Below are 13,422 nucleotides of genomic sequence, written 5' to 3' on the forward strand. Positions count from 1 at the left end.
CCCCGTCCGGCACAAGCGCCCAACAACTAGGCGACTTCACTCCATTGCCCTAAGATAAGTCATCATCGGTTCGTTCTAAATAGGAAGGTCGATTAAAGACGGACTTGCCGGAGGGTGCCGGCATACTCCTGTTGCAGGAGCATGATCCCTAAAACTTTCGTTGATTCGTTCCAGTCACTACGTTGCTAAACGGGCGCCCCGAGCCTTTATTCAAATGTAAAGGATATATTAAAAATTTGGAGGGAAATCATGACGATACTTCAAGAGATTCAACAGACATTTACAGATATGAAAATAGTTAGTGCCATTTCTTCTACGTTGTTCATTATATTGTTGGGGTTTTTTCTACGTAAAAAAGAATTATTTAATGATCAAGTTGGAAAGGTACTATCAAAAGTAGTTCTTATTGTTGCATTACCAGCGTTAGCATTTAAAGCATTTATGCAAGATATTGATGCTGAATCATTAGCAGAAGGAATAGAGGTGCTTATCTGGGGGATAGCTATCTATATTATTTTGATCCTGATATCCAAACCAATGTATTTAAAATATAAAGGAGATCGTCAGGATACATTGCGTGTATTAACTATATTTGGATCTACCACATTTTTTGGAATACCGATTGTTGGAGCAATTTATGGAGCAGAGGGAATTTTATATGCCTCTATTTTCAACATTGGGTACCGTATTTTTCTATACTCTTATGGGTATATCAAAATGAGTGGATTGAAAATGGAAGTTGGAAATATAAAAGAAATGTTTCTTAATCCTATCATCATTGCCACTTTTTTAGGATTATTTATCTGGATATTCCAAGGGTATTTGCCTCAAGTTAGTGTCGTGGCAGAAGATGGAACAAAGGCAGATGTGGCATTTTTGCGCATTGACCAAACAGCACCTTGGTTGTTTCAGCCGATGGAATATCTTGCGCGATTAGCTTCTCCACTTGCGTGGTTAGCAATTGGGGCGACCTTAGGGGCTATTAAGTTTAGAGCAGCTTTAACGGATCGTACATCCTTGTTCTATAGCTTTAATAAAGTAATTATTGTTCCTCTTTTAAATATTGCTTTCCTTTCTTTGCTTGCAGTAACGAATGTGCTTGTTGTAAGTGATGTTTCTTTAGGAACAATAGTAATTATGATGGCAACCCCAACAGCTACAGTGGCAGCAGCGTATGCAATCAGTTTCGATCGAGATGCTTTGTTAGCTTCAAACGCATCGCTCCTATCGACCATTACAGCAGTCATATTTATTCCAATATGGATTATTGTAATTAATATAATAGCTGGACTACCTATATTTGGATAATGAAGTATAAAAGGAGAATGACAGCATGAATTTTAAAATAGTATGTTATGGCGTTCGTGAAAATGAAACTGCCTTCTTTCATAAACTTAATCTATATCAATTTCAATTAAAGCTAATCAAACCTTTGTTAACCCATGAAAACATAGAGACAGCAGAGGGGGCAGATGGTGTCTTATTACGGGCTAACTGTACGGCAGATAGGAAAAATTTGAAGAAATTGCAGGAGTATGGTGTGAAGTATGTTTTCACTCGCACAGTAGGCTACAATCATATTGATTTAGAGGCCGCTAAAGATTATAACATATATGTAGCAAGGGTTCCTTCTTATTCTCCAAATGCAATTGCAGAATTAGCCTTAACTTTGGCGATGTCTTTGTTAAGGCATACAGCTTATACGACAGCAAAAACAGCAGAAAAAGATTTTACCGTTGACCCAGTCATGTTTAGTAAAGAAGTGAGAAATTGTAAAGTAGGGATTATAGGTACAGGAAAAATTGGGCTTACAGAAGCAAAATTGTTCAAAGGTTTAGGTGCAACGGTGTTAGGTTATGATATTTACCAAAGTGCAGCAGCGAGACAAGTGGTTACTTTTAAAGAACTGGACGAATTGTTAAAAGACAGTGATATTGTCAGCATCCATGTTCCTTATTTACCAGGTGAAAACGAAAAGATGATTAATGAATCCTTTATTTCTAAGATGAAAGATGGGGCTATTCTAATTAATACCGCTCGTGGAGAACTGCAAGATAATGAGGCAATACTTGAGGCTTTATTAACGAAAAAAATAGAAGGATTTGCTACGGATGTATTCGCTAATGAAAAAGAGATATTTTTCCAAAAGTTTACAAACAACGATGAGCTTGATCCAACAGTCAAGGGTTTAATTGAACTGTACCCAAGAGTGTTAATTACTCCTCATATCGGTTCCAATACAGATGAGGCACTTAAAAACATGATTGAAACTAGCTTCCAAAATTTTTATGATGTACTAACAAATGGAAGCACGCCGAATGCTGTATCAGTAACAAAAAATAGCTAAGTTTAATTTCAAATAGCGGGGCGAAGATAACCACTAATTATATTCCCGCTTTTTGAGTATAAAAAACTTCCGTTATTATTACAATTTACTCTTCAAGGAGTAATTGTATAGCCGTTATGCTCAGTATTTCACTTACTTTAATTACAAAAGTTAGTTTAGTTAGATTATATTTTAAAAGCGAAGCGATTGCACTATTATAAGGCTGTAAGAGATAGCGCGCTAAATTATCTATAAATTATTATGTGAAAAAATTCACAATTAAATTTTGGAGGAAAAGACGATGGAAATACTAGAAATTTTTAAAACCACTTTTACAGATATGAATATTATCAGTGCGATTACGTCAACGATGTTCATTATTTTATTAGGTTATTATTGTAGAAAGAAAAATATCTTTAGTGATCAAGTAGGAAAAATGTTATCCAGAGTGGTATTGTCTGTAGCGTTACCAGCTTTAGCACTAAAAGCTTTTATGAAAGACATTGACCAACAATCGTTAGCTGAGGGAATGGGTATTTTAATTTGGGGAATTGCTATTTATATTATTTTAATTATTGTCTCTAAACCAATGTATGCGAAGTTTAAAGGGGATAAAGAAGATACTTTACGTGTACTAACTATTTTTGGTTCCACTACGTTCTTTGGTATTCCAATTGTTGGAGCAATTTATGGTGCTGAAGGTGTTCTATACGCTTCCATCTTTAATATTGGTTATCGGATCTTTCTTTACTCTTACGGCTATATAAAAATGAGCGGGTTGAAAATGGAAGCAAAAAATATTAAAGAAATGTTTTTAAATCCGATAGTTATTGCTACCTTTGTAGGATTGTTTATCTGGGTATTTCAAGATTCCTTACCACAAATGAGCGTTGTAGCAGCAGATGGTACTGCTTCAACTGTAGCATTTTTAAGAATTGATCAAACTGCTCCATGGTTATTTAAGCCAATGACATACTTAGCCAGCTTAGCTTCACCTTTAGCATGGTTAGCAATTGGAGCAACATTAGGCTCTGTTGATTTTAAAACAGCTATTTCGGATCGGACATCCTTAATATACAGTGCGAACAAAGTTGTACTAGTTCCAATTATTAACATTGTTATTTTGGCGATTCTTTCATTAACGGGCATCTTGACGATGAGTGCAGTATCTGTAGGAACCATCGTTATTATGATGGCGGCACCTACTGCAACAGTAGCAGCTGCATATGCTATTAGCTTTGATAAGGATGCGTTACTTGCATCGAATGCTTCTTTACTATCAACGATTAGTGCAGTTGTCATGGTTCCAATCTGGATTATTGTCATTAATATGATTACTTCAACAAATTTATTTTAAAAAAAAGGATTTTAGAGCTTCGTACAAATGAAATGCGAGACTTGATATCTGATGATTAATAATATTCAATAAGGAGAGGGTAAGAATGACGATTAAAGTAGTTTGTTACGGCGTAAGAGAGAATGAAGAGCCATTTTTTAACCAATTAAATAAATACGGTTTTGATTTAACTTTAGTGGAGGATTTACTAACACATGATAATATAGATACAGCAAAAGGAATGGATGCTGTGTTACTACGAGGAAATTGTGTTGCCGATAGAATAAATATTGGAAAAATGCATAGCTTTGGGGTTAAATATGTATTTACTAGAACCGTCGGCTATAATCATATTGATTTACAAGCAGCAGCAGATTACGACATGTATGTAGCACGTGTACCATCTTATTCACCCAATGCTATTGCTGAATTAGCTTTAACGCTTGCTATGTCGTTATTACGCCATACTGCTTACACAACCGCTAAAACGGCGAACAAAGATTTTACTGTTGATTCCGTTATGTTTAGTAAAGAAATTCGTAACTGTAAGGTAGGGATTATCGGGACAGGGAAAATAGGTTTAACAGAAGCAAAGCTTTTTAAGGGACTTGGTGCAGAAGTGCTCGGTTATGATGTTTACCAAAGTGAAGAAGCGAAGCAAACAGTTACTTTTATGGAATTAGATGATCTATTAAAAGAAAGTGACATTGTGAGTTTACATGTTCCTTATTTCCCAGGGAAAAATGATAATATGGTCAACGATGATTTTATTGCCAAAATGAAGGAGGGAGCCATTTTAATTAATACTGCTAGAGGAGAACTTCAAGATAATGAGGCGATCCTTAAAGCACTTCGTACACATAAATTAGCTGGATTTGCCACGGATGTATTTGCAAATGAAAAGGAGATTTTCTTCCAACAGTTTAATGATGGTAAAAAGCTAGATTCAACTGTACAAGCACTTGTTGATTTATATCCACGTGTGTTGATTACACCCCACATCGGATCAAATACAGACGAAGCTTTAACAAATATGATTGAGACAAGCTTTGAAAACTTACATGATACGATTACAAAAGGGAGCACGACAAATGTCGTAGAACTTCCTGAAAAGAGTCAAGCTGTATCCTAGATTTGTTAAAAAAGTATAATTACCCCTAAAAGTTTTTATACTTTACGATCGTAAAAAAAGAGGAAGCATCTTTGAAGGTGCTTCCTCTTTTTTACAGTAAGATACAAGGGCATCTTGAGTCGAGTTATTTTTTGCAGGTGAGTGATTACCTATCATGTTTGAAAGCAAGAAAAATGGTGGGTTTTGCAACAGACTTTCTTTTATCTAAAGGGTAAATTCACTTATAATCTACAATTAAATGCTCTTTGTTTGGCACGACATGGTAAATCATAATAGGACGACCAACGGATAAATATTTTAATTCTGATTCTAAAAAACCAATGTCATTTAAATGCTGCAAGTATTTTCTTGTAGAAATTCGTGATAAGTCTATACTTGAAGCAATATCCTCGGTAGAGAAGGCATGAGTCTGTTTTTCAATAGCTTGAAGCACCTTTTTTAAGGTTAGTTTGGATAAACCTTTAGGGAGAGGTGTTAAGACATTATTATTTCTGGATGATATTGGTGTTTTTTCTTTAATAAGCAGTTGATCTAACGTTTCTTGATCCGTTTTTTCCATGCTCGTTGTCAATTTATGATATTGCATAAAGTTATCGATGGCTACTTTAAATCGTTGGTAGGTAAAAGGTTTAATTAGAAAGTCAATGACTCCGTACTCTAAGGACGTTTTAATTGTTCCAATATCATCCGCAGCTGTAATCATGATGACGGGGATCGAATACTGTTTTTGTCTTAATTCTTGCAAAAATTCTAAGCCTGTTTGGCCGGGTAAATAAACATCAAGCAAGATTAAATTGGGTATGTCCATTGTTAAGGCTTCCCAAACTTCCGTAATTGTTCCTACTGCGGCAATGGTATGAAATCCTTCTGATCGTTCGATATATTGTTGGTTAATGGTAGCTACCATTGGATCGTCTTCAACGATCATTACTTTCATCATTTTTGTTCCTCCATTTGAACGGAAATTCGATACGAAAAGTACTTCCTCGTCCAGTTTTTGCTTGGACATCGACAAGTCCATGATACTGCTTTACAATGGATTGAATGGCGTCCAATCCATAGCCTCTGTTCTCTCCTTTTGTAGAATAACCGCGTTCGAATATTTTAGGTAATACATGTTTTTCAATACCCGGTCCTGTGTCTTGTACTTCAAACATGATTACTTCTTCAGCCTCATCATATTTCAGAAAAAGGATTACTTGCTTTTTAGAGCTATTTATGACAGCTTCTTTTGCATTGTCAATAAGAATACCCATAGAGAGTAGTAAGTCATGAAGCATATCGCCGATTTTTATCGCTGGAAAATAGGAGTCTTCATCAATGATTAATGTAACACCTTGTTCGTCGAGCTCACTTGTTTTCCCAAGTAAAAAACCTGCTATTGCTGAGCTTTTAATTTTATCCGTCACAAAGCCCATTTCACGATGATAATTATGATTAAGGACACGAACAAAATGGTGCACATCTTCATACTTTTCTAGTTCAATTAAACCTAAAATAGTGTGGAGTTGATTCATAAACTTATGGTTTTGCGCACGTAAAGAATCAATGTATTGTTCCGTCCCGCTTAACTCTCGAATTAGATGTTGTAGCTCAGATTGATCATATAAAGTTGCTACCGCTCCATAGATGCTCTTATCAATGTAAATGAGTTGCACATTGACGATAAATTCATAATGGTTAATAACTGTTACTCGGTTAGCGATCGGTTTCTCTGTTTTAAATACATCGTCAAATATTAAGGAAAAAAGCGTATCATTAAGGTATCCATTGGAAATTGCTTTTTTTGCAACTTCTGTTTTATTGAGTAGCTTATTAAAATTAACATTTTGTAATAATACCTTGCGCTTAGGAGAAACAGCAATAATTGCTTCACTAACAGAGTCAATAATAATTTCTTTCTCTTTCATATGAGCAACAATTTGTTTAGGTTCAAGTCCTAATAGCACTTTTTTCAAATATCTTGCTAAGTAAAGCGCGCCTATGATACCTACTAATAGACCAACACCGAGGCCGACATATAAATTTTTCCGCGCATTCCATAATTCATCATTAATAGTTTGTTGCACATACCCTACGCAAACAATTCCAATCTGTTCCCCTTCGTCATTCCAAATCGGTGTAAAAAAGCGTGTTCCTTCTCCAAGGATTCCTATATGTCTAGAATAATGCTCTGTACCATTCAATGATCTACTTGCATCTTCAATATTAGAAAATGTGCCACCAATTACACTTTCATCTGGATGCGACTTTCGAGTAAGTTCATTATCTAAAACAACAACAAAGCTGACGCCAGTTGCATTCATCACTTTATTTGCATAGTTTTGAATAGTAGCATCTGACGGAGAACCTTCCACTTTGTCTATCACACGTGTATCTTTAGCGACCATTCTAGCAACATTTTTAATTTTATTTTGCACTGCTCGATGTTCTCTCTCCAATACATAGTCATCTAAAAGAATGGCAGAAGCAATAAGCGAGGCTATGACAGAGATTAAAACGAGCAAGGTAGTCATTTTCTTCAATGAAAGTTTTGCCAGCCATTTATCTTTAATGTTGTCCAGATCCCTTCTGTTTTTTCTGTTCTTTATTGTAGCAGGATTGCATCCTCACTTCCAATAGTATGTGAGAAAATGAGCCTGAAAAGTACTTAAGAATTTTTTGCACAAATTAAGTATTAGTACAAATGTGGTTCGTTAAGAGTTGGTGACATGAACAATAATGAGAGAGTTGGTAACATTTGTTAGTCTCTGTAAGGAAATTAGTAAACAAGTGCTCCATATAAAAAGGGAAGGGAATATGCTTTTCATCTAGTTCATGCACCTGATCATAAGTGGTTAAATCATAAAGATAGTTGAGACTAAGGAGTGTGTTATACAGATTATTGGACTTGGTTGAAGATCAGATCCCATTGCTTGTTGTTTAATTGATGCAAAACTTAATCTAAAAGAAGATACTATGGTGTGATATGTATAAAAATGTTGGTTTTAACTACGTAGCGATATTCGTTCATAGAAATGGTGATACAGAAACTGTGTATATTGTCATGACCAAAGAAATATGGAGAAATTGACAAGTATTATATCGATTACGATTTCCTACGAATACTTGCAATATCACACGTTCTTATGTATAATAATAATTGTCGCTTTTAATTGATTCTATGATTCCGTAGCTCAGCTGGGAGAGCGCCACCTTGACAGGGTGGAGGTCGTTGGTTCGAGCCCAATCGGAATCATACCTCAGAACGCTTGTCCTGCAAGGGATTGAGCGTTTTTTCTGTTTCATAGACTTGACCAAGAAACAAGGTTTCGCCGACATTTTGACGGCGAAACCTTGTTTCTTGTTGATTTTAGATAGTTTATATTATGCTTTTTTGGTTGTTCCGAAAAGGGCATCGTCTAATTTTTTCGTAGCCAGTTCATCAGCTTGTTTTAGGGCATGCCCATAAATATTCATTGTTGTTTTTATATCAGCATGGCCCAGACGTTCTGAAATGACTTTTGCATGCACACCTTCGTTTATCAAAAGAGTAGCGGATGTATGTCGCAATGCATGAATATTTATATATTTTAACTTGTGCCGGTTAATAAATCGTGACCACCAGTTTTTCAACGCTTCTGGGTTAAAGGGCTTCCCGGTAATATCTGCTAGAATAAAATTATACTTCCCATCCATCCATAATTTTTCAGCAGCAAGTCTCTCTTTTTTTCGATGGTGTTCAAGCTTTTTTATGGGAGCAATGAGAGATTCGGATAAGACTATATCCCTCTGATTGGAAGTACGGTTTCCTTTTTTAATTTCATGCACTTGGTATCCTTTTTCCTTTGTGTATGTTAGAGCTTGTTTAACATGCACAATACGATTATCATAGTCAAAATGCTTAAACTCCAAGCCAAATAACTCAGAACGTCTCATGCCGGTCGTGATAGCCAGTTTAATTATGATTTGCCAATGCGGAACGTCACTTTCTAATTCGAGGCACTCAAGCAGTTTACTCGCTTCTTCTAATGTGTAAACTTTAGACTCTTTATATTCTACCTTTGGCTTATCCACATTCTTTACCGGGTTATCCTTAATCAATTTAAGTTTCTGTGCAAAGTTAAAAATATTGTTTAAAACTCTATAATGATAAAAAACCTGTGAACTGGACAACTTGCCTTCTTTGCCGTCAAGCCGCATTCCAACTTCTTGGATGTTGTGCAGAAAATCTAATATATGTACTGGTTTAATTTGGTCCAAGCGTAAAAATTGGAAAGCAGGGAGTATCCTTTTTTCAAGGCAGCCGATATAATTTTCAAGGGTTGTATGTGATAAATGCTTTTCAGCATGTTTAGGTAACCATTCATGATTGACAAAATCAATAAACATCATCTTTTCAGGCTCATAAAAACCTTTTCCTGTTACTTCAGCCACAAATCGGGCCAGCTCTGTTTCTGCTTCTCTGGAGCCCTTGGCTGTAATCGTCTTGTACTTTCGATTGCGCTTCGTCTTTCCAGTTGCCGGGTCTACATAGCTGCCGAGATCCACTTCCAACTGCCATTTACCATTCGCTCTAGGCCTTGCATGTCCTTTTGCCATTATTTTTCCTCCTTCGTTTATGCTCTAGTGAGATAAGCTTCATTAAAATAACCTCCAGTTAACATTTTATTTTTGTGCATTTCTAATCTTGTGTAAGCAAAATCATAATCAACATTAAATAGTTGCATAACGTCATATATTGTATAGTTATATAACTTACCCAGCATAAATGTCGGTACGCAAAAATGATAAGCAAAGTTGTTCGCTTGCCATTCCTGTAGATCTATAAACAAACGATGCATATTCAGCTGACATCCACAATGTCTTAGATAGTGACCAATTTCATGACCAAAATCCATCCACTCTTGCCTCATATCGCTTCTGATTAAACTTATTTCGTTGTCAAATCTAAATAGCTTATCTTCTTCGTAAATTATTTCTACACCTAATTTTTTAGCTATTATTTGTTTGTCTAAGTTAGCAGGAATTTCAATTCCAATTGATGTATATAGTTCATATATGTAATCTTCAAGGTGCGTGTACAACCCATAACCCCCCAGTTAATAGAAAGTATGTTCGTTTAAAGAGTAAAGTAGTAGGCGCGCTTTAAGCACACCTTTGATAGCCCTAACAGTTCTTTTCTCTTTGTATTTTAAATCAATTCTTCATTGGATAAAAATAGGTACAGTAGTTAATGCACCTTAAGTTGTGATATCTGACACCGTTTTAAATCCTTTTAAGCTTTCAGCAGGAACAAAAGGTAATCCATTTAGTGTCTTTTCTTCTATATTTTGATAAATTGATGGATGCATCCAGTATCCATTAGAAACTTTATAAAAATTACTTGAGTCTGCATAAATTTGATTTACAAAGTTTTTAAAATTGATTTCATCATAATTTTCTTTATTAAAATGAGTGATAATCGTTCTTTCTATAGATTCATTGCCCTTTTGGTCAGTCATAGACATCATTTGAACAAAGCCAATTCCTTTTAGATTCTTATTGTTTTTTAGTTCTCTCATGATTGAGGTAGAGTCGATAGCAAAATCCTTGAATGCTGATGTTTCCGACCAAAATGATCCTTCAGCATAAATAACAATTGCGATATTATTCTCAAGCAAGACATTGTCAATTCGATCATGATCTTTCTTTAAAAGTTCATTAATAGATTTAGCATCTTTAGCGTTAGATAAATTTATTTTGGCTTTAGATTTTTCGTTTTTAATGTTTTCTTTTACCGCATTTTTAGGTGTTGTTAATTTTTCTTCCTCTTCTTTTGTTTCTTGTTGTTCTTTTTTCATATTTTCTTGTTCAGCTATTTTCTTTTCTTTCTTTTTATCTTCTTCTTTGCGTTCTTGATCTGCTTTTTCTTTTTGTTCTAGCTCTTGTCGTTCTTGTTTCTCTTGCTCTTCCTTTTCGGATTTTAGCTTAGCTGCAGCAAGTTCTTTTTCTTCCTTCCTTTCTTCCACTTTAGCCTTTTGTTCAGGTGTTAATTCTGGCATGAATATTCCAGAGATTATAAATACAGTTAGTGAAGAAGCAACTAATATTGACGCTTTTTTAAAAGACGGTCCTTTCTTAAATAATGCTTTTATTAATAGTAAAATTATTCCTAATGCAATAAAAATCATGCTTAGGAAAAACAATACATCGAATATAACCCCCATTTTACCCCCTCCTAGTTATATAGTCTGTAGTTCTATAATCCTATTAAATGATTAAATTTTTTTCAAAAGAAAAATTTCTTTTGGGACACCGTACATGGCTACTCATCATAGATTGATATCTCAAAGAAAGATCATATAAATCTTTGTCGAGTAGAAGGAGTTCAACAGGAAAACTGTTTGCTCCTTGTTCAAATTATCAAAAGAAATAGGGGTTTTGCTTCTAAAAATAAGTACAGCAAAAATAATAAAAAACATAATTTTGCTACGCATTTAACCCCCGTTTATATTACTTTTCTTTCTGACTCTTTTTAAACTTTATATACTCATAAACTTCCTTCATGTCCTCAGCGGTTAAAGATTTCATATCTTTAAACATGAGGTCTATGTCTGGAAATTCTTCAGCAATTTTATTCTTAAAATATGTTATATCCTCTTCTTTAGACAGATGCGGTTGATCAGATCTACCTAGTAAATAATCAGTAGTTACATCGAATAGAAGGGAAATGTTATCTAGCGTATTGAAGTCTGGTTCTCTTGTCCCGGATTCATATTTAGCGACAGTTGAGTATGATACACCTAACTTCTTTGCTAGTTCTTCTCTACTTAGCTTATGCATTTTTCTAAGGTTACTTAATCTATCATTAAAATTCATAATTTATTCCTCCATTACTCTTCATTTTACCCCATTTGTCCAACTTAAAAATATTTTTGGACGAAAAGGGTAGAAAAGTATTGACTTTGGACGAATCGTCCATTAATATGAATATATAAGACATTTCGTCCATATAAAGGTGGTGATTACATGAGAACTAAGCTACGGAATGTACGAATAGAAAAAGGATATAAGGATGTTGAAAAATTAGCTGAACAAGTTGGGATATCAGCATCTTACTATTACAAAATCGAGCAAGGTAAAAGAACCCCGGGAATATACCTAGCAAAAAGAATTGCCGACAAATTAAATTACACTGTAGATGAACTTTTTTTTAATAATAATCTGGACGAATCGTCCAATGGAAAACAAGCCATATAGGAGGCAATCAAATGAAACAATTAGTTTTTATTCAAAACGATAAAGTATTGACTGACACCTTAACGGTAGCAGAAGTTTTTGCTAAACCTCACGACAAAGTTGTTAGGGATGTCAAAGTGCAAATCATTAAGTTGCATGAAGCTGGCGAGCAAAAATGGAGTGCCGCCAACTTTGGCGAGACCCAATATCAGCACTCGCAAAATAAACAGTGGTACACAAAATTTGATTTAAGTGAAGATGCTTTCGCAATTATAGCAATGTCTTATATAACACCGGAAGCTATGAAAATGAAAGTTAAGTTTTTAAGCGAGTTCAAAGCTATGAAAGAAAAGTTGCAACAACCAAGAGTTTTATCAGATAAAGAACAATTAATGGCTTCGTTGAAATTAACACTTGAAGCTTCAGAAGCTCTAGAACAACACAATGAAAGAATAACAAGCTTAGAAGAAACAATGCGCATCGATGGTTCGGAAGAATTTCGAATTAGAAAAAATGCTAACAGAAAAATAATGAAAGTCTTAGGCGGTAAAGAGTCGCCAGCATATAAAGAGCTAAACAGAAAAGTATTTTCGAACTTCTGGCGTGACTTTAAAGATCATTTCACTATTCCGCGCTATGGAGATTTACCAAAAAAGCAATTTGAAGAAGGGCTTCGATTCATCGGTATGTGGCAACCATCTACAAGCTTGAAAATAGAAATAGATGAATATAACAATCAACAAACTTTTAACGAGGTGATTTAAGTGCAAGGTCATATGGATTCAAAGGAAACGGCAGCGTATATCGGGGTTTCTGTTAATACTCTCAGAAAATATGTTCATGAGGAGAATTTACCGGTCCTTCGCTTTCCAGGAAGGAGAAAATGGGTTTTCAGGAAGGACCTTGTGGATGATTGGGTAGAAAAAAGATCAATTCCCCAAATCATGAACTATGAAGAAAACAAACAACAAAGTAGCCAATATGGACAACTGAGAGTTATGAGACCTTAGACATCGAGTGGGGGTCGGTAATTTCATTATAAAACATACAAATTCATATTACTGTGCAACCCACGCACATGTGCATTACCTGCACAAAAAAGGGGGTGAAACAATTGCAATTTGGAGCTGTTTTAAAAAAGATGCGGAAAGGTGCTGGTTTTAGTCAAGAAGATATGGCTGAAAGACTGCACATGTCTCGCAGTAATGTGTCTAGGCTAGAAAGCAACAAACTTGAGTTAAAAGCCGCAGATTTAATTAATTGGTGTAAACAAACGCAGGCTCATGATTTATTAATAGCGTTTATTTATAACACGGATGCAGTAAGTGCAGTACAGCAATTATCCCAATTAATAACCGGCACTATATTAAGATTCGGAGGTCTCATATGAAAGCAAACGATAATTACGTTGCTGTATATGGAATTTTA

The 13,422-nt window shown here is 35.0% G+C and carries 14 protein-coding genes and 1 tRNA gene; 9 read left to right on the top strand and 6 right to left on the bottom strand.

Translation table 11 applies throughout. The features are described 5' to 3' along the window. The first annotated feature begins 249 nt into the window (after positions 1 to 249). From D9780_RS03885 to D9780_RS03900, 4 genes are all read left to right on the top strand, one after another. Positions 250 to 1,308 carry an AEC family transporter gene (locus tag D9780_RS03885; RefSeq protein WP_073010841.1) on the top strand — a complete coding sequence of 353 codons (1,059 nt, stop codon included), beginning with the start codon at positions 250 to 252 and terminating at the stop codon, positions 1,306 to 1,308. A 25-nt stretch (positions 1,309 to 1,333) separates the two neighbouring features. Continuing rightward, on the top strand, positions 1,334 to 2,347 hold the full coding sequence (locus D9780_RS03890; protein ID WP_121639350.1) for a 2-hydroxyacid dehydrogenase: 1,014 nt from the start codon (positions 1,334 to 1,336) through the stop codon (positions 2,345 to 2,347). A gap of 280 nt (positions 2,348 to 2,627) precedes the next feature. Continuing rightward, positions 2,628 to 3,683, top strand: coding sequence for an AEC family transporter (locus D9780_RS03895; RefSeq protein WP_073010847.1), 1,056 nt, complete (start codon positions 2,628 to 2,630; stop codon positions 3,681 to 3,683). An 85-nt stretch (positions 3,684 to 3,768) separates the two neighbouring features. After that, the gene (locus D9780_RS03900; protein ID WP_073010850.1) at positions 3,769 to 4,794 is read left to right on the top strand and encodes a 2-hydroxyacid dehydrogenase; all 1,026 of its coding nucleotides are present in this window, start codon (positions 3,769 to 3,771) and stop codon (positions 4,792 to 4,794) included. Between the two features lie 217 nt (positions 4,795 to 5,011). Here D9780_RS03900 and D9780_RS03905 read toward each other — a convergent pair whose 3' ends face one another. Both D9780_RS03905 and D9780_RS03910 read right to left on the bottom strand, forming a co-directional pair. After that, positions 5,012 to 5,734: a response regulator gene (locus D9780_RS03905; protein ID WP_077703127.1), complete on the bottom strand. Its 723-nt coding sequence runs from the start codon at positions 5,732 to 5,734 to the stop codon at positions 5,012 to 5,014. After that, a complete protein-coding gene (locus D9780_RS03910) occupies positions 5,712 to 7,310 on the bottom strand; it encodes an ATP-binding protein (protein WP_121639351.1) in 1,599 nt (532 codons plus the stop codon). Before D9780_RS03910 ends, D9780_RS03905 begins: the two co-directional genes overlap by 23 nt. A 649-nt stretch (positions 7,311 to 7,959) precedes the next feature. On the opposite strand from D9780_RS03910, the gene D9780_RS03915 reads away from it, so the two are divergent. Next, a tRNA-Val gene (locus D9780_RS03915) sits at positions 7,960 to 8,032 on the top strand. Positions 8,033 to 8,160: 128 nt separating this feature from the next. On the opposite strand, the gene xerC is transcribed toward D9780_RS03915, so the two are convergent. The 4 genes from xerC to D9780_RS03940 all read right to left on the bottom strand — a co-directional run bounded on the left by xerC (position 8,161) and on the right by D9780_RS03940 (position 11,634). Next, a complete protein-coding gene (xerC, locus tag D9780_RS03920) occupies positions 8,161 to 9,375 on the bottom strand; it encodes a site-specific integrase (protein WP_121639352.1) in 1,215 nt (404 codons plus the stop codon). A gap of 17 nt (positions 9,376 to 9,392) precedes the next feature. Next, positions 9,393 to 9,860 (bottom strand): ImmA/IrrE family metallo-endopeptidase, encoded by a 468-nt coding sequence (locus D9780_RS03925; protein ID WP_240458774.1) that lies wholly within the window; start codon positions 9,858 to 9,860, stop codon positions 9,393 to 9,395. A gap of 156 nt (positions 9,861 to 10,016) precedes the next feature. Next, positions 10,017 to 10,982: a hypothetical protein gene (locus D9780_RS20950; protein WP_162985780.1), complete on the bottom strand. Its 966-nt coding sequence runs from the start codon at positions 10,980 to 10,982 to the stop codon at positions 10,017 to 10,019. A gap of 286 nt (positions 10,983 to 11,268) precedes the next feature. Beyond that, positions 11,269 to 11,634 carry a helix-turn-helix domain-containing protein gene (locus D9780_RS03940; RefSeq protein WP_116277232.1) on the bottom strand — a complete coding sequence of 122 codons (366 nt, stop codon included), beginning with the start codon at positions 11,632 to 11,634 and terminating at the stop codon, positions 11,269 to 11,271. A 150-nt stretch (positions 11,635 to 11,784) separates the two neighbouring features. Here D9780_RS03940 and D9780_RS03945 point away from each other — a divergent pair, with 150 nt between their 5' ends. From D9780_RS03945 to D9780_RS03960, 4 genes are all read left to right on the top strand, one after another. After that, positions 11,785 to 12,015: a helix-turn-helix transcriptional regulator gene (locus D9780_RS03945; protein WP_116277231.1), complete on the top strand. Its 231-nt coding sequence runs from the start codon at positions 11,785 to 11,787 to the stop codon at positions 12,013 to 12,015. Between the two features lie 11 nt (positions 12,016 to 12,026). Then, positions 12,027 to 12,758, top strand: coding sequence for an ORF6C domain-containing protein (locus D9780_RS03950; protein ID WP_121639355.1), 732 nt, complete (start codon positions 12,027 to 12,029; stop codon positions 12,756 to 12,758). Between the two features lie 12 nt (positions 12,759 to 12,770). Then, a complete protein-coding gene (locus D9780_RS21585; RefSeq protein ID WP_371413729.1) occupies positions 12,771 to 13,004 on the top strand; it encodes a helix-turn-helix transcriptional regulator in 234 nt (77 codons plus the stop codon). Between the two features lie 104 nt (positions 13,005 to 13,108). Further along, positions 13,109 to 13,384, top strand: coding sequence for a helix-turn-helix domain-containing protein (locus D9780_RS03960; protein WP_121639356.1), 276 nt, complete (start codon positions 13,109 to 13,111; stop codon positions 13,382 to 13,384). Positions 13,385 to 13,422: the final 38 nt, after the last annotated feature.

It is taken from the genome of Virgibacillus sp. Bac330, from assembly GCF_003667845.1.
GTDB lineage: Bacteria > Bacillota > Bacilli > Bacillales > Amphibacillaceae > Virgibacillus > Virgibacillus chiguensis.